This is a genomic window from Pseudomonas sp. GW821-FHT10C09 (assembly GCF_059415465.1).
Genome location: NZ_JBWKNG010000011.1, coordinates 179,254 through 201,364, shown reverse-complemented (window position 1 = coordinate 201,364; position 22,111 = coordinate 179,254). Strand labels below are relative to the sequence as shown.

Genomic DNA, 22,111 nt, shown 5'->3' with positions numbered 1-22,111 from the left:
AATTGGTAGACACGCCAGCTTCAGGTGCTGGTGACCGCAAGGTCGTGGAAGTTCGAGTCTTCTTCTGGGCACCAATTTCGAGCTTGAGATTAGATCAATTTCAAGGCTCACACAAAAACCCGCGAAAGCGGGTTTTTGCATTCTAAGCTTCTGATTTATTAAATCTAAATCAGGGGTTTACAGATCAAAACGCTCTCCGTATAGTGCGCCACATCAACAGCGGCAACGCTGAAGATAAATGCCCAGATGGTGAAATTGGTAGACACGCCAGCTTCAGGTGCTGGTGACCGCAAGGTCGTGGAAGTTCGAGTCTTCTTCTGGGCACCAATTCAAATTCAAGGTTTCGACCTTGAATTTCACAGAAACCCGCGAAAGCGGGTTTTTGCGTTTCTGGCATTCAGAAACTGACAACGCTGCCTTTTGTGGCGAGCTTTTGTGGCGAGGGAGCTTGCTCCCGCTGGGGCGCGAAGCGGCCCTCTTCATTTTTCCAGGCATACTTTATTGTCAGGTTTTGCGACTGCTTCGCAGCCGGGCGGGAGCAAGCTCCCTCGCCACAATCCTCGCACCAGACACCTCGAACAAACCGTCACCTAATCCAATGCGCGCATTTGAGAAATAATATCGTTTATCATTGTTGCAAGTTTTTGCAATGCGACAGTGAGGAACCCTGCGAATGATGTTTCGAAATACCCTGCGCCGCGGCCTGACCTTCACCCTGCTCGGCCTGGTACTCGCCACTCCCCTCACCCAGGCTGCCGATCCGGCTTCCCTGACGCTCTATAACGGTCAACACAAGGAAGTCGGCGACGCCATCGCCAAGGCTTTCGAAGCCAAGACCGGCATCCATGTAAATGTGCGCAAAGGCAGCAGCAACCAGCTCGCCAGCCAGGTCATGGAAGAAGGTGACCGCTCCCCTGCCGACGTGATCTACACCGAAGAATCGCCGCCACTGAACAAACTCGGCGAACAAGGTTTCCTGGCCAAGACCGACGATGCCACGCTGGCGGTTTTGCCCAAGGACTATGTAGCGGGCAACGGCACCTGGATCGGCATCACTGCCCGGGTCCGGGTGGTGGCCTACAATCCCAAGCTGATCGAGGAGAAGGACCTGCCGAAATCGGTAATGGAATTCTCCAATCCGAAATGGCAAGGCAAGGTCGGCTTCGTGCCCACCAGTGGCGCCTTCCAGGAACAAGCCGTCGCGATCATCAAAGTGCACGGCATGGACGCGGCTGAAGAATGGCTGACCGGCCTGCGCGCGTTCGGCAAGACCTACAGCAACAACATGGTCGCCCTGAAGGCCGTGGAAAATGGTGAAGTCGCCACGGTGCTGGTGAACAACTATTACTGGTTTGCCCTGCAACGCGAGAAAGGCCAACTGGATTCGAAACTGCATTACTTCACCGGCGGCGACGTCGGCGGGCTGATCACCGTTTCCAGCGCTGCCGTATTGAAATCCAGCAAACGCCCAAAAGAAGCCCAGCAATTCCTCGCCTATATGGCCAGCGAAGAAGGCCAGCGCGTGATCACCCAGACCACCGCGGAATATCCGCTGCACAAGGGCATGGAATCGGATCGCGGCCTCAAGCCGTTCAGCGAACTGCAAGCGCCCAATGTCACACCGGCCGATCTGGGTAACGCCGAACAAGCACTGGACCTGGAACGCGACGTTGGCTTGAACTGATGAGCGCTTCACCAGCCTCCCCCGCCTCACGCGGGGTGTACGTGCCTCGGCGCAAACGACCGTCGATCTGGCTGTTGCTGCCAGTCCTGTTGCTGGTTGTGCTCAGTCTGTTGCCGCTGATGTATGTCGGGCTCAAGACCTGGCAAGCCGGCTGGGCCGAGGCGCTGCATCTGCTGTGGCGGCCTTATGTGTTTGGGCTGCTGCGCAATACGCTGGCGCTGATGGCCGGCGTGACGCTGGCCTGTGGCGTGATCGGCCTGTCGCTGGCCTGGCTGCTGGAACGCAGCAATCTGCCGGGGCGGCGATTGTGGGGCGTCATTCTCTGCTTGCCGTTCGCCGTTCCGGCGTTTGTCAGCAGCTTTACCTGGGTTTCGCTGAGCGCTCATTTTGAAGGCCTGGGCGGGGCGATTCTGGTGATGACACTGTCCAAGTACCCGCTGATTTTTCTGCCGGTCGCAGCGACCCTGCGCAATCTTGATCCCTCTCTTGAAGAATCTGCCCGGACACTTGGACAGAATCGCTGGGGCGTGTTTTTCAGAATCACGCTGCCGCTGCTCTGGCCGTCGTTGCTTGCGGGCTCACTGCTGATCGCGCTGCACATGCTGGTGGAATTCGGCGCGCTATCGATCATCGGCCTGCAAACTTTTACCACGGCGATTTATCAGCAGTTCGAACTGGAATTCAGCAATGCCAACGCGGCGATGCTGTCGGCGGTATTGCTGGCGCTGTGTCTGATGTTGCTGTGGCTGGAGCTGCGGGTTCGCGGCAAGGGCCGGCATGTTCGTACCGGCCAGGGTGCAGCGCGGCATGCGGAACAGGTTCGATTGGGAGCTTGGGCCGGTGCCGGACAGCTTTACTGCCTGGCGCTGGCGATCATCGGCAGTGGCATTCCACTGGGGATGCTGGGGTATTGGCTGGCGGTCGGTTCCTCGGCAGCATTCCCGGTCGCCGCAATCGGCGAAGCACTGCTCTCGTCGCTGGCACTCTCCCTCGGTGGCGCAGCACTTTGCCTGGTGCTGGCCGTGCCGGTGGGCTTGCTGGTGGTGCGTTACAAAGGCCGATTGGCGATCTGGGCCGAGCGCCTGCCGTATCTGCTGCATGCGCTGCCAGGCCTAGTGATTGCGCTGACGCTGGTGTATTTCGCCCTGCACTATGTGCCGGCGTTGTACCAGACGTCCGCCTTGCTGCTGATCGCTTATGCACTGTTGTTTTTGCCGTTGGCTCAGGCGCCGATTCGAACGGCTCTGAACAAGGCTGCACCGCAACTGGAAGAGGCTGCACGCACGCTCGGGGCTACGTCGTTCAGTGCGTTTTGCCGGATCACGCTGCCGATTATCTTCCCGGCGCTGGGGGCAGCGTTTGCGTTGGTGTTTCTGGATGCGATGAAGGAGCTGACGGCGACATTGCTTCTGAGTCCGACCGGGCTCAATACCTTGGCGACAGAGGTGTGGGCGCATACCGCGAATGTGGAGTTTGCGGCGGCGGCGCCTTATGCGGCGTTGTTGATAGTGGTGTCGGGGGTGCCGGTTTATCTACTCACGACTCGGATGTATTTGAGCCGTTGAGAACGCCTTCGCGAGCAGGCTCGCTCCCACATTGGATTTGAGGTATTCACACATTTTGTGTCCACCAACAATCACTGTGGGAGCGAGCCTGCTCGCGAAGGGGCCAGCCTGGACAACCGTTTACGCCCTGAACTGCCCCAGGCTCGCCTTCAACTGCGCCGCCAGCCCATCCAGCACCTTGCCGCTGGCCGTGGTCTCCACCACCGCCTGAGCCGCTTTCTCAGCCTGCGCATGAATGGTTTCAACCCGTCCGCGTACAGCCTGCGCACCTTGCGCCTGATGAGCTGCCGCCTGAGTCGCCAGGCCAATCGCCGCATGCACCTGCTCGACCGATTCCTGCACCGACTGCTGCAATCGTGCACTGTCGCGCAATACCAGCAAACCTTCGCTGGCCTGACGCCCGGCTTGACCAATCGCCGCCACCGCTTCACGCGCACCTTGCTGCAAGGCAACGATGTGCGCCTGAATGTCGCCGGTCGAGCTCTGTGTCTTGCTCGCCAGTGCCCGCACTTCATCAGCGACCACGGCAAACCCGCGACCGGTCTCGCCCGCGCGCGCCGCTTCAATGGCCGCGTTCAGTGCCAGCAGATTGGTTTGCTCGGCGATCCCGTGGATCACCGTCAGCACCACCTCGATCTGCTCACTCTGCTGCGCCAGCCGCTCGATGACTTTCGCCCCGGTATCGACTTGCCCGGCCAACGCTTCGATCAAGCTGCCGACTTTTGCCGAGGTCCGGGTGTTTTCATCCGTAGCCGAACGAATATCCACCACTTGCTGCAATGCGGCCTGCATGGCGTGGCTTTCAGATTGGGCTTCGTCAGCCATTTGCGACAACGCGCGCAGGCTCTCGGCCACTTCATCGCGCTGCATGCCTGCGGCCTTGTCCGCCCCGGCATTACGCAGGGTCATGGCACCAATTTCCACGCCGGTACGCTGGGCCACGTCGCCCGCCTCACGCACAATCGGCTGCAACTTATCCACAAAGCGATTGACGGCCGACGCCATGTCGCCGATTTCGTCCTTGCTGTTGATCTGCACGCGCTTGGTCAGGTCACCCTCGCCTGCCGCCAGATCATCCATGGCGCTGATCAGCATCTTCAAGCGGTTGACCACTCGACGCCCGAGCACCACGGCCAGCAACAGCAGTACGCCGCAACCCACCAGCGCCAGGAACATGCCGATGCGCCAGCGCAGGGTCGCTGCAGCTTCCTGTACGGTGCTGGTGGTGTTGGCTTTCATTTCAGACGCCGTGGACTGCGCCGACTGCAAACGCGCGCCCATCGCCGCAGCACTGTCGGCAGCTGCGCCTTTGAGGCTGTCGCCCACCAATTGATCGCTGCTGGCAATCAGCGCCGAGAAGCGCTTGTCCAGGGCCGCGAGGTCGGTTTCCACTGAGGCGGTGGAGACCCCCATGATGACTTTGCCGATTTCCACGCCATTGGGATTGATCGAAGATTCTAGGTAATAAACCGAAGGATCGTTCTTCGCCGCATCCAGCACTTTGTCGAGCGCGCGCTCGCCCTGGCCTTTTTCAAGGAGGGCCTTGTTGATCGGGTTTTCACGATTGAGGTAGCGGGTCAGGTGCTGCCCGGTTGCATCGTCGTAAACCACGAACAACACATTGGGATTGCGCTGGGCCCGGCGGGCGAATTCGGACAGGGTTGGAACGTCGCTGTCCCACATCGCGCGGGGGGCGACCGAGGCCAGAAGCTGCGCCATATCATTGGCGGAGTCCTTCAGGTCTTTTTCCAGCGTCGCTCGCAACTGAGCCTGCTCCTCCTTCAAACGCGAGGACAAACCGGCCGTGAGGCGCTGACGCGTGCTGGTCGAGAGGTTGTCGAGGCTCGACGTGACTTCACGTCCTGCCTGCTCAAGTTCGCCAGAAAGTTTTTGACTGTCGGCACCCAGGCGCACACCCAGATCGGCTTCCAATGCAGTCACTGTGCTCCGGGTCAGAGCAACAGCCACCAGCACTTGCACCAAAAGGGCGATACCGAGGGTAACGAACACGGGCCGCAACAAACGGCTTTGTAACAATGAGAGAACTGCCGACACTTAAAATCCCTCTGCTTTGGCGCCATTAAATTGATGGCGCGCTGGAAGCGATGCTTTTATTCAACATCACAGCAAAGGTCATGCCGTCCAAGAGGCATAAACGACAAAGGGCCCTATTAAGGACCCTTTGTGTTTCACTTCAATGACTTATCAAGCAAACGGATGACGCAGAACGATGGTTTCGTTGCGGTCCGGGCCCGTCGAAATAATGTCGATCGGCGCGCCGATCAACTCTTCAACGCGCTTGATGTAGGCACGAGCGTTAGCTGGCAGCTCTTCCAGGGTTTTGGCACCCACGGTCGATTCGGTCCAGCCCGGCACTTCTTCGTACACAGGCTGAAGACCTACGTAGCTGTCAGCGTCAGTCGGAGCAACGGCGTTGCCCTGCGCATCTTTGTAGCCGACGCAGATGTTGATGGTTTCCAGGCCGTCGAGTACGTCCAGCTTGGTCAGGCAGATGCCCGAGATGCTGTTCACATCGATTGCGCGACGCAGGATAACGGCGTCGAACCAGCCGCAACGACGGGCACGGCCGGTGGTAGCACCGAACTCGTGACCTTGCTTGGCCAGGTGCGCACCCACTTCGTCAAACAGCTCAGTCGGGAATGGGCCCGAACCGACGCGAGTGGTGTAAGCCTTGGTGATGCCCAGGATGTAATCCAGGAACATCGGGCCAACGCCCGAACCGGTCGCCACGCCACCGGCGGTGGTGTTGGAGCTGGTCACGTACGGGTAGGTGCCGTGGTCGATGTCGAGCAACGAGCCCTGGGCGCCTTCGAACATGATGTCTTTGCCAGCGCGGCGCAGGTCGTGCAGCTCGGCCGTCACGTCCAGCATCAACGGCTTGAGCAGCTCTGCGTATTCCTTGCACTCGGCCAGAGTCTTTTCGAACTCGATGGCAGGCTCTTTGTAGTAACCCACCAGCATGAAGTTGTGGTAGTCCACCAGTTCACGCAGCTTGTCTTCGAAGCGCGGCATGTTGAGCAGGTCGCCAACGCGCAGGCCACGACGTGCAACCTTGTCTTCGTACGCCGGGCCGATGCCGCGACCGGTGGTACCGATCTTCAGCTCGCCACGGGCCTTTTCACGGGCCTGGTCCAGCGCCACGTGGAAGGACAGGATCAGCGGGCAGGACGGGCTGATACGCAGGCGCTCGCGCACCGGTACGCCTTTCTCTTCCAGCTTGGTGATCTCGCGCAGCAGGGCGTCGGGTGCAACCACCACGCCGTTACCGATCAGGCACTGCACGCCTTCGCGCAGTACGCCCGACGGGATCAGGTGCAACACGGTTTTCTCGCCGTCGATCACCAGCGTGTGACCCGCGTTGTGGCCACCCTGGTAGCGCACTACGGCGGCAGCATGTTCGGTCAGCAGATCAACGATCTTGCCTTTGCCCTCATCACCCCATTGGGTGCCCAGGACTACGACATTCTTACCCATAACACTTGTCCTCATTCGCGCAAACTTGGTGCCGGCAGCCGCCGGCGGGAAAACTCAAGAAGCCAGCGGCAATACTTGCCAAAGCCCGTTCTGCTGAATCAATTGCCGGTCGCAGTCCGCTTCACGGGCGGCGGCCAAAGGTTGCCCAGGCAAAGCCTGAACGACACGCTGACCCTCACTGCGCAACTGGCAAACCTGCTGCCAGAGTGCCGCATCCGTACTGTCAGGCATCCAGATACCGCCAGACGGTAGCTCGATTTCAGCACGCCCCAGGGTCACCAGGGTTTTCAAATCGGTAGAGAAGCCGGTAGCCGGACGAGCGCGACCGAAGTCGGCGCCGATGTCGTCGTAACGACCGCCCTGGGCAATGGACTGGCCAACACCCGGCACGAACACCGCGAACACCACACCGGTGTGGTAGTGATAGCCGCGCAACTCGCCCAGGTCGAAGTAAAGCGGCAACTCCGGGAAGCGCACGGACAGACGCTCGGCAATCGCCAGCAGGTCGTCCAGGGCCGCCAGAACAGGCGCCGGCGCATTCGCCAGACGCTCGCGGGCAGCGCTCAACACTTCACGGCCGCCACACAAATCAACCAACGCGCGCAGCATGCCGGACAAATCGGCAGGCAGGCCTTCGGTCAAGGTAATGACCTCGTCGATGGCCTTGCGTTGCAACGCGTCGAACAATTGTTGCTCGACTTCACCGGACAGACCGGCAGCGCGGGCCAGGCCACGGTAGATGCCGACATGACCGAGGTCCATGTGTACATCCGGCACATCGGCCAGTTGCAGCATAGCCAACATCAGGCTGATGACTTCCACGTCGCTGCTCGGGCTGGCATCGCCGTACAACTCGGCACCCAACTGGATCGGGCTGCGCGAGGACGACAAGGCGCGAGGCTGGGCGTGCAGCACGCTACCGGCATAGCACAGACGGCTCGGACCTTCGCGACGCAGGGTGTGCGCATCGATGCGCGCCACTTGCGGCGTGATGTCGGCACGGAAACCCATCTGCCGGCCCGATTGCGGGTCGATGACCTTGAAGGTACGCAGGTCGAGGTCAGAGCCCGCGCCGGTCAGCAGGGATTCCAGGTACTCGATATGGGGAGTCACGACAAACTCGTAACCCCAGCTCTGGAACAGATCCAACACCTGACGACGCGCGACTTCAATGCGCGCCGCTTCTGGTGGCAGTACTTCTTCGATGCCATCTGGCAGCAGCCAGCGGTCTACCGTTGCCATTACGCCATTCCCCTATGATCCGGGCGGCAAGCCCTCGGGCGAGCCTTGAGTGAAGCAGAAAATGATCGGCTCATACGCAAACCACGCGCATGAACGACATGGCGAAAAGCCTCAAACCGGCTTCGCCAACCACTTTCCTCGAAAAACCTGTTGAGCCTGCACAAAACAGCAATCAAACGTGCAGACGCAAAAAAGCCGGGAATTTCCCGGCTGCCGCATCATACACACGTTTTCCCAAAGGATCACCCCGCCCGAGGCTTTAGCCGCCAGGCGGGGGATGATTCAGGTCAACGCGGTATCAAGGCTTGGCTTTTTCCAGGTAACGGAAGAAGTCGCTGCTTGGGTCCAGGACCATGACGTCGGATTTGTTCGCGAAGCTTTCACGGTAGGCACGCAGGCTACGGTAGAAACCGTAGAACTCCTGATCCTGGCCGTAGGCCTTGGAGTAGATCGCAGAGGCCTGGGCATCACCGTCACCGCGAACCTCTTCAGATTCACGATAGGCTTCAGCCAGCAACACGCGGCGTTGACGATCGGCGTCGGCACGAATGCCTTCTGCCAGCTCGTTACCCTTGGCGCGGTGCTCGCGAGCTTCACGCTCACGCTCGGAGCTCATGCGCTCGAACACACTGCGGTTCACTTCTTTCGGCAGATCGATGGCCTTGACCCGAACATCGACGACTTCGATGCCCAGCTCTTTTTCCGCCATCTTGTTCAGCGAAGCCGTGATGTCGGTCATCAACGCATCGCGCTCACCGGACACCACTTCATGCAGCGTGCGCTTACCAAACTGGTCACGCAGGCCCGACTCCAGACGACGGGACAGACGTTCGTCGGCAATTTGCTTGAGGCCAGATGTCGCGGTGTAGAAGCGCTCGGCATCTTTCACGCGCCACTTGGCGTAGGCATCCACCATGACCGCTTTCTTTTCCAGCGTCAGGAAGCGTTGCGTCGGTGCATCCAGCGTCATCAGGCGTGCGTCGAATTTACGCACCTGGTTAACGTAAGGCACTTTCACATGCAGGCCCGGCTGAACATCAGCCTGGACCACACGACCGAACTGCAGCAACACCGCACGCTCGGTCTGAGCGACGATGTAGAAGCAGTTCCAGGCAGCGATCGCCACGACGACGCCGACAATAAGGGCGATCAGCGATTTATTGCTCATCAGCGACTCTCCCTGGTACGTGCTTGCTGTTGCTGCAGATCAGCTGCCGCACGCGTATTCGCTTCATTGCTGGTGGCCGCCGCACCTGTCACCGGAGTGCTGGTGTTACGACCACTTTCGACCATCTTGTCCAGCGGCAAGTACAGCAGATTGCTCTGGCCATTCTTGTTGCCGGTCACGAGAACCTTGCTGGTGTTGCTGAAGACTTCCTGCATGGTGTCCAGGTACAGACGCTCGCGGGTGACTTCAGGGGCCTTGCGATACTCGGCGACCAGTTTGGTGAAGCGATCGGCCTCACCCTTGGCGCGCGAGACAGTCTCGTCACGGTAGCCGTTGGCGTCTTCAAGAATGCGCTGGGCCTGACCACGGGCTTCCGGCACGACGCCGTTGGCATAGGTTTCAGCCTGGTTACGCGAACGCTGCTCGTCTTCACGGGCACGGATCACGTCATCGAAGGCTTCCTGCACTTCACGCGGTGCAGCTGCGCTCTGTACGTTGACCTGAGTGACGGTGATACCGGTGCGATAGGTATCCATGAAGCGTTGCAGACGCTCCTTGATTTCGCTGGCCATCAATTCACGACCTTCGGTCAGCACCTGGTCCATCGCGGTGGAACCCACCACATGGCGCAGGGCACTTTCGGTCGCGTGCTGCAGGCTGATTTCCGGCTGGTCAACGCTCAGCACGAAGTCCTGCAGGTTGCTGATCTTGTACTGCACGGTCAGCGGCACTTCGACGATGTTTTCGTCTTCAGTCAGCATTTGACCCTGCTTGGTATAGGCACGCTCACGCGTGACGTTTTCCAGGTACTTGCGATCGATCGGCGGGAAATAGATGTTCAGGCCCGGGCCGACGGTTTCGTAGTACTTGCCGAAGCGCAGCACCACGGCTTGCTCCTGCTCGTCGACGACGTAGACCGCGCTGTACAGCCAGACGGCCGCCAGCACGACAAGGCCGATGCCAAGAATGCCGCCGAAGCCGCCGCTCTTGCCCGAACCACCACCGTCATCACCACGTTTCTTACCACCACCGAACAACCCGTTCAGGCTTTCCTGCAGCTTTCGGAAGGCCTCGTCGAGATCCGGTGGTCCCTTGCGGTCGCCGTTATTGCGGCGCTTGCCACCCCAAGGATCCTGATTATTCGAGTTGCCACCCGGCTCATTCCAAGCCATAGCGCTCTCCATCTGATAAAGCAAAGACGCACCCACGGCGCGCCGACCAATGCTACAGAATGCCTGTCACCACGACACAACCGCTTTCTCAGGCTTTTATTGCAAAGTGTGTTGCTCGATGAACTCATTCGGCTGCAAACCTTCGCGGCTCACCAATCGATTCAACTCGATCCGTGGCAATCGAACGGCCAGCAAGCTGATGCCTTCTTCGTCGTGTTCTTCTTTCTGCACCGCACCGAGTTCGAAAAACTGCGCACGCAGTCGAGCAAAACGTTGCGGCAAGCGCAAGGTACCGATAAACAAATCACTGCCAAGTAACTCGGCAATGGCTTGCTCAAGCAATTCCAGACCCGTGCCATCACGCGCCGACAGCCAGACCCGCAGGGGTTTGCCGCTTTCGTCGCGCTGGATTTGTGGCTCAACGCCTTCAAGCAAATCGAGTTTGTTATAGACCTCGAGTATCGGCAAGTCCTGGGCACCAATCTCGCCCAGCACCACCATCACTTGCTCGATCTGCAACATGCGATCCGGTTCGGCCGCATCGATCACGTGCAACAACAGGTCGGAATTGCTCGACTCTTCGAGGGTAGACCGAAATGCCTCGACCAGCTTGTGGGGCAAGTGGCGAATGAACCCTACGGTGTCCGCCAGGACAATCGGCCCCAGGTCGTCTATATCCAGACGGCGCAAGGTCGGGTCCAGCGTGGCAAACAATTGGTCAGCCGCGTAGACGTCGGATTTCGTCACGTTATTGAAGAGCGTGGATTTACCGGCGTTGGTATAGCCCACCAGAGACACGGTAGGGATATCCGCACGCGATCGGCCACGTCGCGACTGCTCGCGCTGGCTACGCACTTTCTCTAGCCGGCCCTTGATCTGTCGCAGGCGAACCCTTAGCAAACGGCGGTCGGTTTCGAGTTGGGTTTCACCCGGGCCACGCATGCCGATACCGCCACCTTGGCGTTCAAGGTGAGTCCAGCCACGAACCAGCCGGGTGCTCATGTGGTCAAGCTGGGCCAGTTCTACCTGGAGCTTGCCTTCATGGGTACGGGCGCGCTGGGCGAAAATATCGAGAATCAGACCGGTACGGTCGATCACGCGACACTCGAAAACACGTTCGAGGTTACGTTCCTGACTGGGCGTGAGGATGTGATTGAAAATCACCAGATCGGCCTCTTCGGCCTTGACCAGGTCGCGCAGTTCCTCGACCTTGCCACTGCCAATGAGGAATTTGGCGGTTGGCCGATGACGCGGCACGTTAAAAAACGCAACGGTCTCGGCGCCCGCCGAATTAGCCAGTTCCTGAAACTCCTGCGGATCTTCGCGCGCCTCAGGGTCCTGTCCATCCAAGTGAACGAGGATTACTCGCTCACCACCACCGTGGCGCTCAAAGAACAAAGGAGACTCCTATCAGGCGTTACCTGGCTCAGCGTCACCTGCTTCGGATTCGGTTGCGCTTGGCAGACGAATTGGACGAACCGGCACCACTGTCGAGATAGCGTGTTTGTAAACCATTTGGCTAACGGTGTTTTTCAGCAGGATAACGAACTGGTCGAAAGACTCGATCGTGCCTTGCAGTTTGATCCCGTTGACCAGGTAGATAGACACCCCAACTTTCTCTTTACGTAAAGTATTCAAGTAAGGGTCTTGTAGCGAATGCCCTTTTGACATGTGCCGCACTCCTTTAAGGATTCAATATAAAAAATAGGTAAACAGATGGCTTTAGCCGTCACACCCCCAAGGATAGACGGCAATTGCAAGGACTCAGCTCAATATGGAGATGGTCCCCAAGTATTTCAAGGCGCGCGGCAGATTGTCGCAATCGAGACTGTCCAGCCAGTGTAAATCAGCCCAACTGCGCAGCCAGGTGAACTGACGCTTTGCCAATTGGCGCGTGGCAATGATTCCACGCTCCTGCATCTCGGCTTGTGTCAGCTTGCCATCCAGGTAATCCCAGACTTGTCGGTAGCCTACCGCACGTATAGACGGCAACCCGGAATGCAGGTCACTTCTCTTACGCAGGGCTACGACCTCGTCAATGAATCCCTGTTCCAACATATTCGTGAATCTTTGTTTAATTCGATCGTGCAGTACCTGGCGATTTGCCGGAGCAATGGCCAAGTTCGCGACAGTATAGGGCAATTGTTGCAGTCCCGAAGCGGCTGCTTCGGTACTTTGCACAGATTGTCTCAGTCGCAGCTCGGTCATGCTCTGACCGCTGACGCGATAAACTTCCAATGCCCGACTGAGTCGCTGCGGATCGTTTGGATGAATACGCGCGGCAGACTCAGGGTCAATCGCCGCCAATTGCTCGTGCAGCGCTTGCCAGCCAAGGCGTGCAGCCTCTTCCTCGATCTGCGCGCGGACGTCGGGATCGGCCGCCGGCATGTCCGCCAGACCTTCGACCAAAGCCTTGTAATAGAGCATTGTGCCGCCCACCAGCAACGGAATTTTTCCCCGTGCGGTGATATCGGCCATCGCTTCCAGGGCATCACGACGGAAATCGGCGGCCGAATAGCTCTCGGCCGGGTCGAGAATGTCGATCAAACGGTGCGGAAATTCGGCCAGGATTTCTTTTGAAGGTTTGGCGGTGCCGATGTCCATGCCCCGATAGACCAGCGCCGAATCGACACTGATCAGCTCGCACGGCAGGACCTTGGTCAGCTCGATGGCCAGGTCGGTCTTGCCCGCAGCGGTCGGGCCCATCAGGAAAATCGCTGGAGGGAGCTGGCTCATCAACGACCGCGCAAGAACAGTTTGTCCAGATCGTCCAGGCCCAATTGGGTCCAGGTCGGTCGGCCATGGTTGCATTGACCGCTGCGTTCGGTGTTTTCCATGTCGCGCAGCAGACCGTTCATTTCCGGGATCGCCAGCCGCCGATTCGCACGCACCGCGCCGTGGCAGGCCATTGTCCCGAGCAATTCATTCAAATGCGCCTGGACCCGGTCGCTGGTGCCGTATTCCATCAGGTCCGCCAAGACATCACTGACCAGTCGATTGGCTTGCGCCTGCTTGAGCAAGGCCGGAATTTGCCGGATGGCCAGGGATTCAGGCCCCAGGCGCTGCAATTCAAAGCCCAGGCGCTGGAACAACGCAGCGTGCTCTTCGGCACAATCGGCTTCGCGCTGGCTGACAGCCAGGGATTCCGGCACCAGCAGCGGCTGGCCGCTCAGGCCTTCGCTGGCCATGGCGATTTTCAGGCGTTCGTACATGATCCGCTCGTGAGCCGCGTGCATGTCCACCAGCACCAGCCCTTGGGCGTTCTCCGCGAGGATATAGATGCCTTTGAGCTGCGCCAGGGCGTAACCCAGCGGCGGAATATCGTCCTGCCCGGCTGGCAGCGCGGCCGCATTGGCCTCTGGCAACGGCGCGAAGAACTCACGGTACGCAGCCTGGGCTTCGGCAACCGGCACGCCGGATTGCGGCCGTGGCGTGTATTGATACTGATAGCCGGCGCCAGCGCCCGACCCGGCTGGGGTAGTGAACGACGGCTGCGCCTGGGGTTGCTCCAGCAGCGCATTGGCTGCCAGACGCATTTCACCCTGCGGGCCGAACTCACCGGCATCAAGGCCGGTTGGACGCACGATGGCCGTTGCCACCGGTGCGGCCAGATGATCTTCGGGACGCACATCGCCCAAGGCGCGGTGCAAGGTGCCGTAGAGGAAATCGTGAACCATGCGCCCGTCACGGAAGCGCACTTCGTGCTTGGTCGGGTGCACGTTGACGTCGACGCCCGCCGGATCCACTTCGAAAAACAGCACGAACGTCGGGTGCCGGCCGTTGAACAGCACATCGCGATAGGCCTGGCGCACCGCGTGGGCCACCAGTTTGTCGCGCACCGCGCGGCCATTCACAAAGAAATACTGCAAATCTGCCTGGCTGCGGTTGAACGTCGGCAGGCCGACCCAGCCCCACAAATGCAGGCCATTGCGCTCGATTTCGATCGGCAATGCCTGCTCCAGGAACCCTGAACCGCAAATCGCCGCCACCCGCCGGGCGCGGGCCGCGTCGTCATGGGCTTCGTGCAGGCTGAGGATGGTCTTGCCATTGTGGCGCAGGTGGAACGCGACATCGAAGCGCGCCAGCGCCAGACGCTTGATCACTTCTTGCAGGTGATCGAATTCGGTTTTTTCGGTCTTGAGAAACTTGCGACGCGCCGGGGTGTTGAAGAACAGGTCGCGCACTTCCACCGAGGTGCCCACCGGATGCGCGGCCGGCTGCACACGCGGCGCCATGTCCCGGCCTTCGGTTTCGACCTGCCAGGCCTGATCGGCATCGCGGGTGCGGGACGTCAGGGTCAGGCGCGCCACGGAGCTGATCGACGCCAGTGCTTCACCGCGAAACCCGAGGCTCATGACCTGTTCGAGGTCTTCCAGATTGCGGATCTTGCTGGTGGCGTGTCGCGCCAAGGCCAGCGGCAGGTCATCGGCAGAAATGCCGCTGCCATCGTCGCGCACACGCAATAGCTTGACGCCGCCCTGCTCGACATCGACGTCGATGCGCTTGGCGCCGGAGTCGAGGCTGTTTTCCAGCAACTCCTTGATCACCGAGGCCGGGCGCTCGACCACCTCACCGGCGGCAATCTGGTTCGCCAGTCGCGGGCTGAGCAGCTCGATGCGAGCGCTGTTGATCACGACCTGATTCATTCTTTCGCCGCCAACTCTGTGCCTGGAATGGTCAGGTGCTGACCGATTTTCAGCTCATCATTCGACAGGTTGTTGGCGCTGCGCAGCGTGGCAGGTGACACCTGATAACGCACGGCAATCATCGCCAGGGTTTCACCCGGGCTGACGCGATGATCACGTGGGCCTTGAGCGATTTTTCCGGAGTCGCGCAGCCAGGCAATGTAAGTGCCCGGTGGCGGGTTTTGCTGGAAGAACTGGCGCACGCCGCTGCTGATCGAACGTGCCAGCGCCTGCTGGTGATTCGAGGAGGCCAGTTTCGAGGCTTCGTTGGAGTTGGAGATGAACCCGGTTTCCACCAGGATCGACGGGATGTCTGGCGACTTCAGCACCATAAACCCGGCTTGTTCCACACGCTGCTTGTGCAGCGGTGTGACCCGCCCGATGTTGCTCAGGACTTTCTGGCCGACGTTCAGGCTGGACGTCAACGACGCGGTCATCGACAGGTCGAGCAGCACACCCGCGAGCATGCGGTCCTTGTCATCGAGGCTGACGTTGCCGGCACCGCCGATCAAGTCGGAGCGGTTTTCACTGTCCGCCAGCCAGCGGGCCGTTTCCGAGGTCGCGCCGCGATCAGACAGGGCGAACACCGACGCACCGAAGGCGGCGGCCGACGGCGCGGCGTCGGCGTGGATCGAAACGAACAGGTCGGCGCCCTTCTTGCGGGCGATTTCGGTTCGGCCACGCAGCGGAATGAAGTAGTCGCCGGTACGAGTCAGTTCGGCGCGGAAGCCTTTCATGCCATTGACCTGACGCTGCAATTCACGGGCGATGGCCAATACCACGTCTTTTTCCTTCTGACCGCGAGAGCCTGAAGCACCCGGGTCTTCACCGCCGTGGCCGGCGTCGATCACCACCAGGATGTCGCGCTTCCCGGCAGGAGCAGGTGGCAGTTTGATCACCGGCTCAACCGGCGTGACGGGCACGGCCGGCATCGTGGCGACCGAAGGGGTCGGCGTCGGAGCCGGGCTTGGCGACGGCGCGGCATCGGCGGCGTTATCAAACAGATCGACCACCAGCCGATTGCCATACTGGGCGTTGGGGGCCAGGGAGAAGCTTTTCGGGGTCACGGCCTTCTTCAGGTCGATAACCACCCGCAGGTCAGTCGGCGTGCGTTGCGCCGAGCGCATGGCGGTGATGGGTGTATTGGAAGTGTTGACGTTCAACGGCGCACCGAGCGTCGCGCCATTGATGTCGATCACCAGCCGATCCGGAGCGGTGAGGGTGAACACGCTGTGTTGCACCGGCCCGGTCAGGTCGAACACCAGCCGTGTGTTGTCCGGCGCCCGCCACAGGCGAACACTGTTGACCTTTGTGTCGGCCACAGCGTCGACGGTCACCGCCAAAAACAACAATCCTACGGCAGCTACCATCGCGCGAAAGCGCATACCTGACCCCATCATTTAATTGGATTCCAATGCCAAAGCGGCACACCAGGCCTCGCCGCGCGAGCCCCGGGATAAAATTTTCAGCGAACGCCCGCTGTCTTGCGGGCTAATGGTAATGGTCAGGTCAGGCTTTGGCAAAAAGCCTGCACCTTTATCGGGCCATTCGATCAGGCACAGCGCGTCGTCGTCGAAATAGTCGCGAATGCCCAGGTACTCCAGCTCTTCCGGATCGACCAAACGGTACAAGTCGAAATGGAAGGCGCGGATGTCGCCGATCTCATAGGGCTCGACCAGGGTAAAGGTCGGACTTTTCACGGCGCCTTCATGCCCCAAGCCGCGAATGATACCCCGCGACAGCGTGGTTTTACCCGCCCCCAGGTCCCCTTCCAGAAAAATCAGACCATGCCCTTGGGTGGTTTTTGCGATGCGTGCGCCAAAGGCCGTCATCGCCTCTTCATCAGCCAGGTACAGGGTTACTTCAGACACGGTGCTTGCTCCTCCAACAACTGACGAATGGCCGGGATCAGATCACTGGCCGCCAGCCCGCGGCCATTTTTACCTTGTTGCGCACCCGCATTGGCGTGCAGCCAGACCGCCAGGCACGCGGCGTCGAACGCCGGCATGCCTTGAGCCAGCAATGCGCCGACCAGACCGGCCAGCACATCACCCAAGCCGGCGGTGGCCATGGCCGGATGGCCTTGATGACACACGGCGAGGCGCCCATCGGGACTGGCGATCAAGCTGCCAGCGCCTTTCAACACCACGACCGCTGTATATTTTTTGCTCAACGCATGCGCCGCCGCCGGGCGATCAGCCTGCACTTGGGTGGTGCTGATCCCGAGCAACCGCGCCGCTTCGCCCGGATGCGGCGTGATCACGCAATCCTTGGGCAAGTTCACGCGTTCTTCGGCCAGCAGGTTCAAGGCATCGGCATCCCAGACTTGCGGCAACGGTGCATTGGCGGCCGCCGACAGCAAACTACGCCCCCAGGACGCCTGCCCCAAGCCAGGGCCGACCACCAATACGGAAACCTTTTGCAGCAAATCCATCAACTGGTTGGCCGACGAAGTGCCGAGCACCATGGCTTCAGGCATTCTCGCCAGTGCGGCAGGCACATGCTCACTGCGGGTCGCCACGGAGACCATGCCGGCGCCGCTGCGCAGGGCGCTTTGTGCGCTCAGCAGGATCGCGCCCCCCAAGCCGAGATCGCCGCCGATCAGCAGCACATGGCCGAATTTGCCTTTGTGCGACGTCGGCGCTCGTGGTGCAAGACGCGGCAAGTTGCCGCTCGTCAGGCGTCGGGCGCTGATCGCCGCGGCCTCGACTAACTGCGGGTCGGCGTGCAAATCATTGAAAACCAGTTCTCCAACCACGTCTGCGGCATCACCGGTGAACAGCCCCAGCTTCAAACCGATGAAGGTGACCGTGAGATCGGCGTGCACCGCTGCACCGAGGATGCGACCGGTATCGGCGCAAAGGCCCGAAGGGATATCCACCGCCGCCACTGGCAATCCGCAGGCATTGATTGCCGCGATAGCGTCAGTGTAAGGCGCACGTACTTCCCCCGTCAGGCCGGTGCCGAGCAAAGCATCGAGCACGACGCCGCGCAATCCGGATTGTGCAGACCAGGGTTCGATCAGTACTTTTTCCGACACCGCCTCGGCATACGCCAACGCCGCATCCCCCTGCAAACGTTGGGGATCGCCTACCGCCAACACGCGAACCGACCAACCCGCACGCTTGGCCAGCACGGCCACCAGATAACCGTCGCCCGCGTTGTTGCCGTGCCCGGACAGCACCGTCAACTCATTCGCCGACGGCCATTGCCGGACCATCGCCCGCCAGGTCGCTCGCGCCGCGCGCTGCATCAACTCGAAGCCCGGTGTGCCGGCCGCGATCAGGCTCGCATCGAGCCCACGGACCTGCGCAGCGCTATACAGCGCGTCGGGTAAATCATCTTTAGTGTGCGGCATGCGTCTTCGGGCTCCGATGTCTGGCAGAATTATACGCACCTCAGCTCCGGTTTCTCTCGCCTCATGCCCGCAATTACCACAGACCTGCCCGCCCTCGCCCAATCCATCAAGGACTGGGGCCGCGAGTTGGGCTTTCAGCAAGTAGGCATCAGCGGCCTCGACCTGGCCGAGCATGAGCAGCACCTGGAGCGCTGGCTCGCCGCCGGCTACCACGGCGAAATGGACTACATGGGCGCCCACGGCAGCAAACGCTCGCATCCGGAAGAGCTGGTGCCCGGCACCTTGCGCGTGGTTTCCCTGCGCATGGACTACCTGCCCGGCGACACTCAAATGGCGCAAATGCTGGCCCAACCGGAAAAAGCCTACGTCTCGCGTTATGCCTTGGGCCGCGATTACCACAAATTGATTCGTAAACGCGTGCAACAACTGGCCGACAAAATTCAGGCCCAGATCGGCCCGTTTGGGTTCCGCGCCTTCGTCGACAGCGCCCCGGTGCTGGAGAAAGCCATCGCCGAGCAGGCCGGTTTAGGCTGGATCGGCAAAAACACCTTGGTCCTGAATCGCAAGGCCGGCAGTTACTTCTTTCTCAGCGAGTTGTTTGTCGATTTGCCATTGCCGGTCGACCCGCCCCATTCCACCGAACATTGCGGCCGCTGCACCGCGTGCCTCGACATCTGCCCGACCAACGCCTTCGTCGGCCCGTACGTACTGGACGCCCGGCGCTGCATTTCCTACCTGACCATCGAGCTGAAAAGCGCGATCCCGGAAGATCTGCGGCCACTGATCGGCAACCGGGTGTTTGGTTGCGATGACTGCCAGATCGTCTGCCCCTGGAACCGCTTCGCCCGTCCGTCCGGCGAAAGCGACTTCAAACCGCGGCACAATCTGGACAACGCTGAATTGGCCGAGCTGTTCATGTGGGACGAGGAAAAATTCCTCAGCAGCACTGAAGGCTCCCCATTACGCCGGGCGGGTTATGAGCGTTGGTTGCGTAATCTGGCGGTGGGGTTGGGCAATGCGCCGTCGAGCATCCCGGTGCTGGAAGCGCTGAAGGCGCGCAGGGATTACCCGTCGGAGTTGGTGCGTGAGCATGTCGAGTGGGCGCTCAAGCAACACGCCGACCGTCAGGCTTCGTCGTTGTAGACGAACTTCGGCATTTCCCAGTGGAAACGAATCGCCAGCAGCCGCAGCAGAAAACCGCCAAACAGCGTGATCAAAATTGCTTGTTCGCCGGGTAATTGCAGGTAGATGCAGAGCATGTAGCACCACGCCGCTGCGAACGAAACGCTGGCGTAGAGCTCTCGGCGGAAGATCAACGGGATGTCGTTGCAGAAGATGTCGCGCAAGATGCCGCCGAATACGCCGGTGATCACGCCGCTGACCGACGCCACCAGCATGCCGTGGCCCATTTCCAGAGCAGTCATGCAGCCGATCAGGGTGAACGCCACCAGGCCCACGGCGTCGAGCACCAGGAACAGCGAGCGCAGGTGGCGCATCCAGCGCGCGGTGAAGACGGTCACCATGGCGGCGACCGAGGTCAGCACCAGGTATTCCGGGTGTTTGACCCAGGTCAGCGGATAGTGGCCGAGCAGTACGTCGCGCACCGAGCCGCCGCCCAGCGCCGTGATGCAAGCGATCAACACCACGCCAAACCAGTCCATGCCGCGACGGCCAGCAGACAGCGCGCCGGTCATGGCTTCGGCGGTGATGGCAATCAGGTAAAGCATCAGCAACATGGCGGCGGTCCTTGCAGAAAGGCGCGCAGTCTAGCCATTTCGGTGCAGCACCAAAAGAGGGCGATCACCCAGGAAGACCGAGTCGTCTGCTTCGCGGGCTAGCCTTGCTCCCACGGGCACAACGCAGATCCCGTAGGAGCCGGCTTGCTGGCGATGGCGTACTCAAGGGGGCCATCGCCAGCAAGCCGGCTCCTACAGTCCGTATTCCAGATTTAAAATTTGATGAAATGCTTGCGGTAGTGCTGCAACTCGGCAATCGACTCGCGGATGTCGTCCAGCGCCAAATGAGTGCTACCTTTTTTGAAGCTGTCACGCACGTCCGGCGCCCAGCGTGCGGCCAACTCTTTGAGGGTCGACACGTCGAGGTTGCGGTAGTGGAAGTAGCTTTCCAGGGATTTCATGTGCGTATAAAGGAAGCGACGGTCCTGGCAGATGCTGTTGCCACAGATCGGAGACTTACCCTTCGGCACCCATTTTTCCAGGAAGGCGATGGTCTCGGCTTCGGCTTCGGCCATGCTGATGCGGCTGTCGCGAACGCGCTGGGTCAAGCCCGAGCCGCCGTGTTGACGGGTGTTCCACTCGTCCATGCCGGCGAGGATCTCGTCGCTGTGGTGGATGGCGATCACCGGACCTTCGGCCAAGGTGTTCAAGTCACTGTCGGTGACGATGGTGGCCATCTCGATGATGACGTCGGTATCAGGGTTCAGACCGGTCATTTCCAGGTCGATCCAGATCAGATTCTGCGGGTTTTGCATGTGTCGGCTCCTAGGCAATGCTGCGCAGTTTAGCCTAGGCAACCGGCGGGGCGTGCTAAACTCGCGGCCGTTTTACCTAATCGCTGCATTCTTGATACGGAACACCCATGGCCAAACGCCAACTCAATCGTCGTCAAAACTGGCGCATCGAAAAGATTCAGGGCGAACGCGCTGCCCGCGCCGCCAAACGCGAGTCCTCGGCTGTCGAGGCACTTGAGGGTGGCGACCTGGGTCCGGAACAGACCGGCCTGGTGATCGCGCACTTCGGTGTACAGGTTGAAGTCGAAGCCCTCGATGGCGATTTGGCCGGCCAGGTATTCCGCTGTCACTTGCGCGCCAACCTCCCGGCGCTAGTGACCGGCGATCAGGTGGTCTGGCGTGCCGGTAACCAGGGCATCGGCGTGATCGTGGCGCAACTGCCGCGCAAAACCGAACTCTGCCGTCCGGACAGCCGTGGCCAGCTCAAGCCTGTGGCCGCCAACGTCGACATGATCGTCATCGTCTTCGCCCCGCTGCCCGAGCCTCACGCCAACCTGATCGACCGTTATCTGGTTGCTGCCGAGCACGCCGGTATCCGGCCGCTGCTGCTGCTCAACAAATTCGACTTGATCGATGAGCAGAACGCCCCGGCGCTGAACGCCTTGCTGGCGGTGTACCGCACGCTTGGTTACCCGGTACTGGAAGTGTCGGCGCATCACGGCAACGGCATGGAGCAACTGCAGGAGCAACTGGACGGGCGCATCAGCGTGTTCGTCGGCCAGTCCGGCGTCGGCAAGTCGTCGCTGGTCAACAGCCTGCTGCCGGAAGTCGAAGCCCGTGTCGGTCCGTTGTCCGAGCTGTCCGGCCAGGGCACTCACACCACGACCACCGCGCGATTGTTCCACTTCCCTGGTGGCGGTGAGTTGATCGACTCCCCGGGTATTCGTGAATTCGGCCTGGGCCACGTCAGCCGCGCCGACGTCGAAGCCGGGTTCATCGAGTTCAACGACCTGATCGGCACCTGCCGTTTCCGCGACTGCAAGCACGACCGCGAACCGGGTTGCGCCCTGCTCAAGGCCCTCGAAGAAGGTCGCGTGCAGCAGCAACGGATGAACAGCTACCGCTCGATCATCGCCAGCCTGCCTGAAACCAGCTACTAAACAGACGCGCCCACCGCCCCGACACTGACGGGACGGTGGGCCGCTTGTTGCGACCTACACATTTCCCCTCGGATTAAACGTCAGACTCCTCTGTAGGACTTCCGCGCGCCTG

At 60.5% G+C, this 22,111-nt stretch carries 18 protein-coding genes and 1 tRNA gene; 5 read left to right on the top strand and 14 right to left on the bottom strand.

Annotation, left to right across the window (positions count from 1 at the left end; translation table 11 throughout):
• The first annotated feature begins 240 nt into the window (after positions 1 to 240).
• The 3 genes from AC07N8_RS13810 (at position 241) to AC07N8_RS13800 (ending at position 3,249) form a co-directional block, all read left to right on the top strand.
• Positions 241 to 327, top strand: a tRNA-Leu gene (locus AC07N8_RS13810).
• Between the two features lie 346 nt (positions 328 to 673).
• Positions 674 to 1,684 carry an extracellular solute-binding protein gene (locus AC07N8_RS13805; protein ID WP_493144063.1) on the top strand — a complete coding sequence of 337 codons (1,011 nt, stop codon included), beginning with the start codon at positions 674 to 676 and terminating at the stop codon, positions 1,682 to 1,684.
• Positions 1,684 to 3,249, top strand: a complete 1,566-nt coding sequence (locus tag AC07N8_RS13800) for an ABC transporter permease (protein WP_493144062.1) — start codon at positions 1,684 to 1,686, stop codon at positions 3,247 to 3,249. Before AC07N8_RS13805 ends, AC07N8_RS13800 begins: the two co-directional genes overlap by 1 nt.
• A gap of 120 nt (positions 3,250 to 3,369) precedes the next feature.
• Here the strand turns inward: AC07N8_RS13800 and AC07N8_RS13795 are convergent, their stop codons facing one another.
• The 12 genes from AC07N8_RS13795 to AC07N8_RS13740 all read right to left on the bottom strand — a co-directional run bounded on the left by AC07N8_RS13795 (position 3,370) and on the right by AC07N8_RS13740 (position 18,369).
• Positions 3,370 to 5,304 carry a methyl-accepting chemotaxis protein gene (locus AC07N8_RS13795; RefSeq protein ID WP_483841097.1) on the bottom strand — a complete coding sequence of 645 codons (1,935 nt, stop codon included), beginning with the start codon at positions 5,302 to 5,304 and terminating at the stop codon, positions 3,370 to 3,372.
• 150 nt (positions 5,305 to 5,454) lie between these two features.
• Complete coding sequence (locus tag AC07N8_RS13790; RefSeq protein ID WP_027921980.1) at positions 5,455 to 6,744, bottom strand: adenylosuccinate synthase; 1,290 nt, start codon at positions 6,742 to 6,744, stop codon at positions 5,455 to 5,457.
• A gap of 54 nt (positions 6,745 to 6,798) precedes the next feature.
• Positions 6,799 to 7,986, bottom strand: coding sequence for an ATP phosphoribosyltransferase regulatory subunit (locus AC07N8_RS13785; RefSeq protein WP_123435890.1), 1,188 nt, complete (start codon positions 7,984 to 7,986; stop codon positions 6,799 to 6,801).
• 298 nt (positions 7,987 to 8,284) lie between these two features.
• Positions 8,285 to 9,154, bottom strand: a complete 870-nt coding sequence (gene hflC / locus AC07N8_RS13780; RefSeq protein WP_027921982.1) for a protease modulator HflC — start codon at positions 9,152 to 9,154, stop codon at positions 8,285 to 8,287.
• A complete protein-coding gene (gene hflK, locus AC07N8_RS13775; RefSeq protein ID WP_123435889.1) occupies positions 9,154 to 10,326 on the bottom strand; it encodes an FtsH protease activity modulator HflK in 1,173 nt (390 codons plus the stop codon). The genes hflC and hflK overlap by 1 nt, the downstream gene beginning before the upstream one ends.
• Positions 10,327 to 10,422: 96 nt before the next feature.
• Positions 10,423 to 11,724, bottom strand: a complete 1,302-nt coding sequence (hflX, locus tag AC07N8_RS13770; RefSeq protein WP_483841096.1) for a ribosome rescue GTPase HflX — start codon at positions 11,722 to 11,724, stop codon at positions 10,423 to 10,425.
• A gap of 12 nt (positions 11,725 to 11,736) precedes the next feature.
• A complete protein-coding gene (gene hfq, locus AC07N8_RS13765) occupies positions 11,737 to 11,997 on the bottom strand; it encodes an RNA chaperone Hfq (protein ID WP_007902656.1) in 261 nt (86 codons plus the stop codon).
• A gap of 93 nt (positions 11,998 to 12,090) precedes the next feature.
• Positions 12,091 to 13,062, bottom strand: coding sequence for a tRNA (adenosine(37)-N6)-dimethylallyltransferase MiaA (miaA, locus tag AC07N8_RS13760; protein ID WP_493144059.1), 972 nt, complete (start codon positions 13,060 to 13,062; stop codon positions 12,091 to 12,093).
• Complete coding sequence (mutL, locus tag AC07N8_RS13755) at positions 13,062 to 14,972, bottom strand: DNA mismatch repair endonuclease MutL (protein WP_493144057.1); 1,911 nt, start codon at positions 14,970 to 14,972, stop codon at positions 13,062 to 13,064. The genes miaA and mutL overlap by 1 nt, the downstream gene beginning before the upstream one ends.
• Positions 14,969 to 16,411 (bottom strand): N-acetylmuramoyl-L-alanine amidase, encoded by a 1,443-nt coding sequence (locus AC07N8_RS13750; RefSeq protein ID WP_493144056.1) that lies wholly within the window; start codon positions 16,409 to 16,411, stop codon positions 14,969 to 14,971. The genes mutL and AC07N8_RS13750 overlap by 4 nt, the downstream gene beginning before the upstream one ends.
• Positions 16,412 to 16,882, bottom strand: a complete 471-nt coding sequence (gene tsaE / locus AC07N8_RS13745) for a tRNA (adenosine(37)-N6)-threonylcarbamoyltransferase complex ATPase subunit type 1 TsaE (protein ID WP_483841092.1) — start codon at positions 16,880 to 16,882, stop codon at positions 16,412 to 16,414.
• Complete coding sequence (locus tag AC07N8_RS13740; RefSeq protein WP_493144054.1) at positions 16,870 to 18,369, bottom strand: NAD(P)H-hydrate dehydratase; 1,500 nt, start codon at positions 18,367 to 18,369, stop codon at positions 16,870 to 16,872. The genes tsaE and AC07N8_RS13740 overlap by 13 nt, the downstream gene beginning before the upstream one ends.
• A 63-nt stretch (positions 18,370 to 18,432) precedes the next feature.
• Between AC07N8_RS13740 and queG the strand changes: the two genes are divergently transcribed.
• On the top strand, positions 18,433 to 19,512 hold the full coding sequence (gene queG, locus AC07N8_RS13735) for a tRNA epoxyqueuosine(34) reductase QueG (protein ID WP_483841090.1): 1,080 nt from the start codon (positions 18,433 to 18,435) through the stop codon (positions 19,510 to 19,512).
• Here the strand turns inward: queG and AC07N8_RS13730 are convergent.
• Together AC07N8_RS13730 and orn are read right to left on the bottom strand one after the other, a co-directional pair.
• Positions 19,494 to 20,105, bottom strand: a complete 612-nt coding sequence (locus AC07N8_RS13730) for a trimeric intracellular cation channel family protein (RefSeq protein WP_027921991.1) — start codon at positions 20,103 to 20,105, stop codon at positions 19,494 to 19,496. The genes queG and AC07N8_RS13730 overlap by 19 nt on opposite strands.
• A 212-nt stretch (positions 20,106 to 20,317) precedes the next feature.
• Entirely contained in the window at positions 20,318 to 20,860 is a 543-nt protein-coding gene (gene orn / locus AC07N8_RS13725) for an oligoribonuclease (RefSeq protein WP_007995036.1), read from the bottom strand.
• Positions 20,861 to 20,967: 107 nt separating this feature from the next.
• Between orn and rsgA the strand changes: the two genes are divergently transcribed.
• Entirely contained in the window at positions 20,968 to 21,999 is a 1,032-nt protein-coding gene (gene rsgA, locus AC07N8_RS13720) for a small ribosomal subunit biogenesis GTPase RsgA (RefSeq protein ID WP_008153263.1), read from the top strand.
• The last annotated feature ends 112 nt before the right edge of the window (positions 22,000 to 22,111 follow it).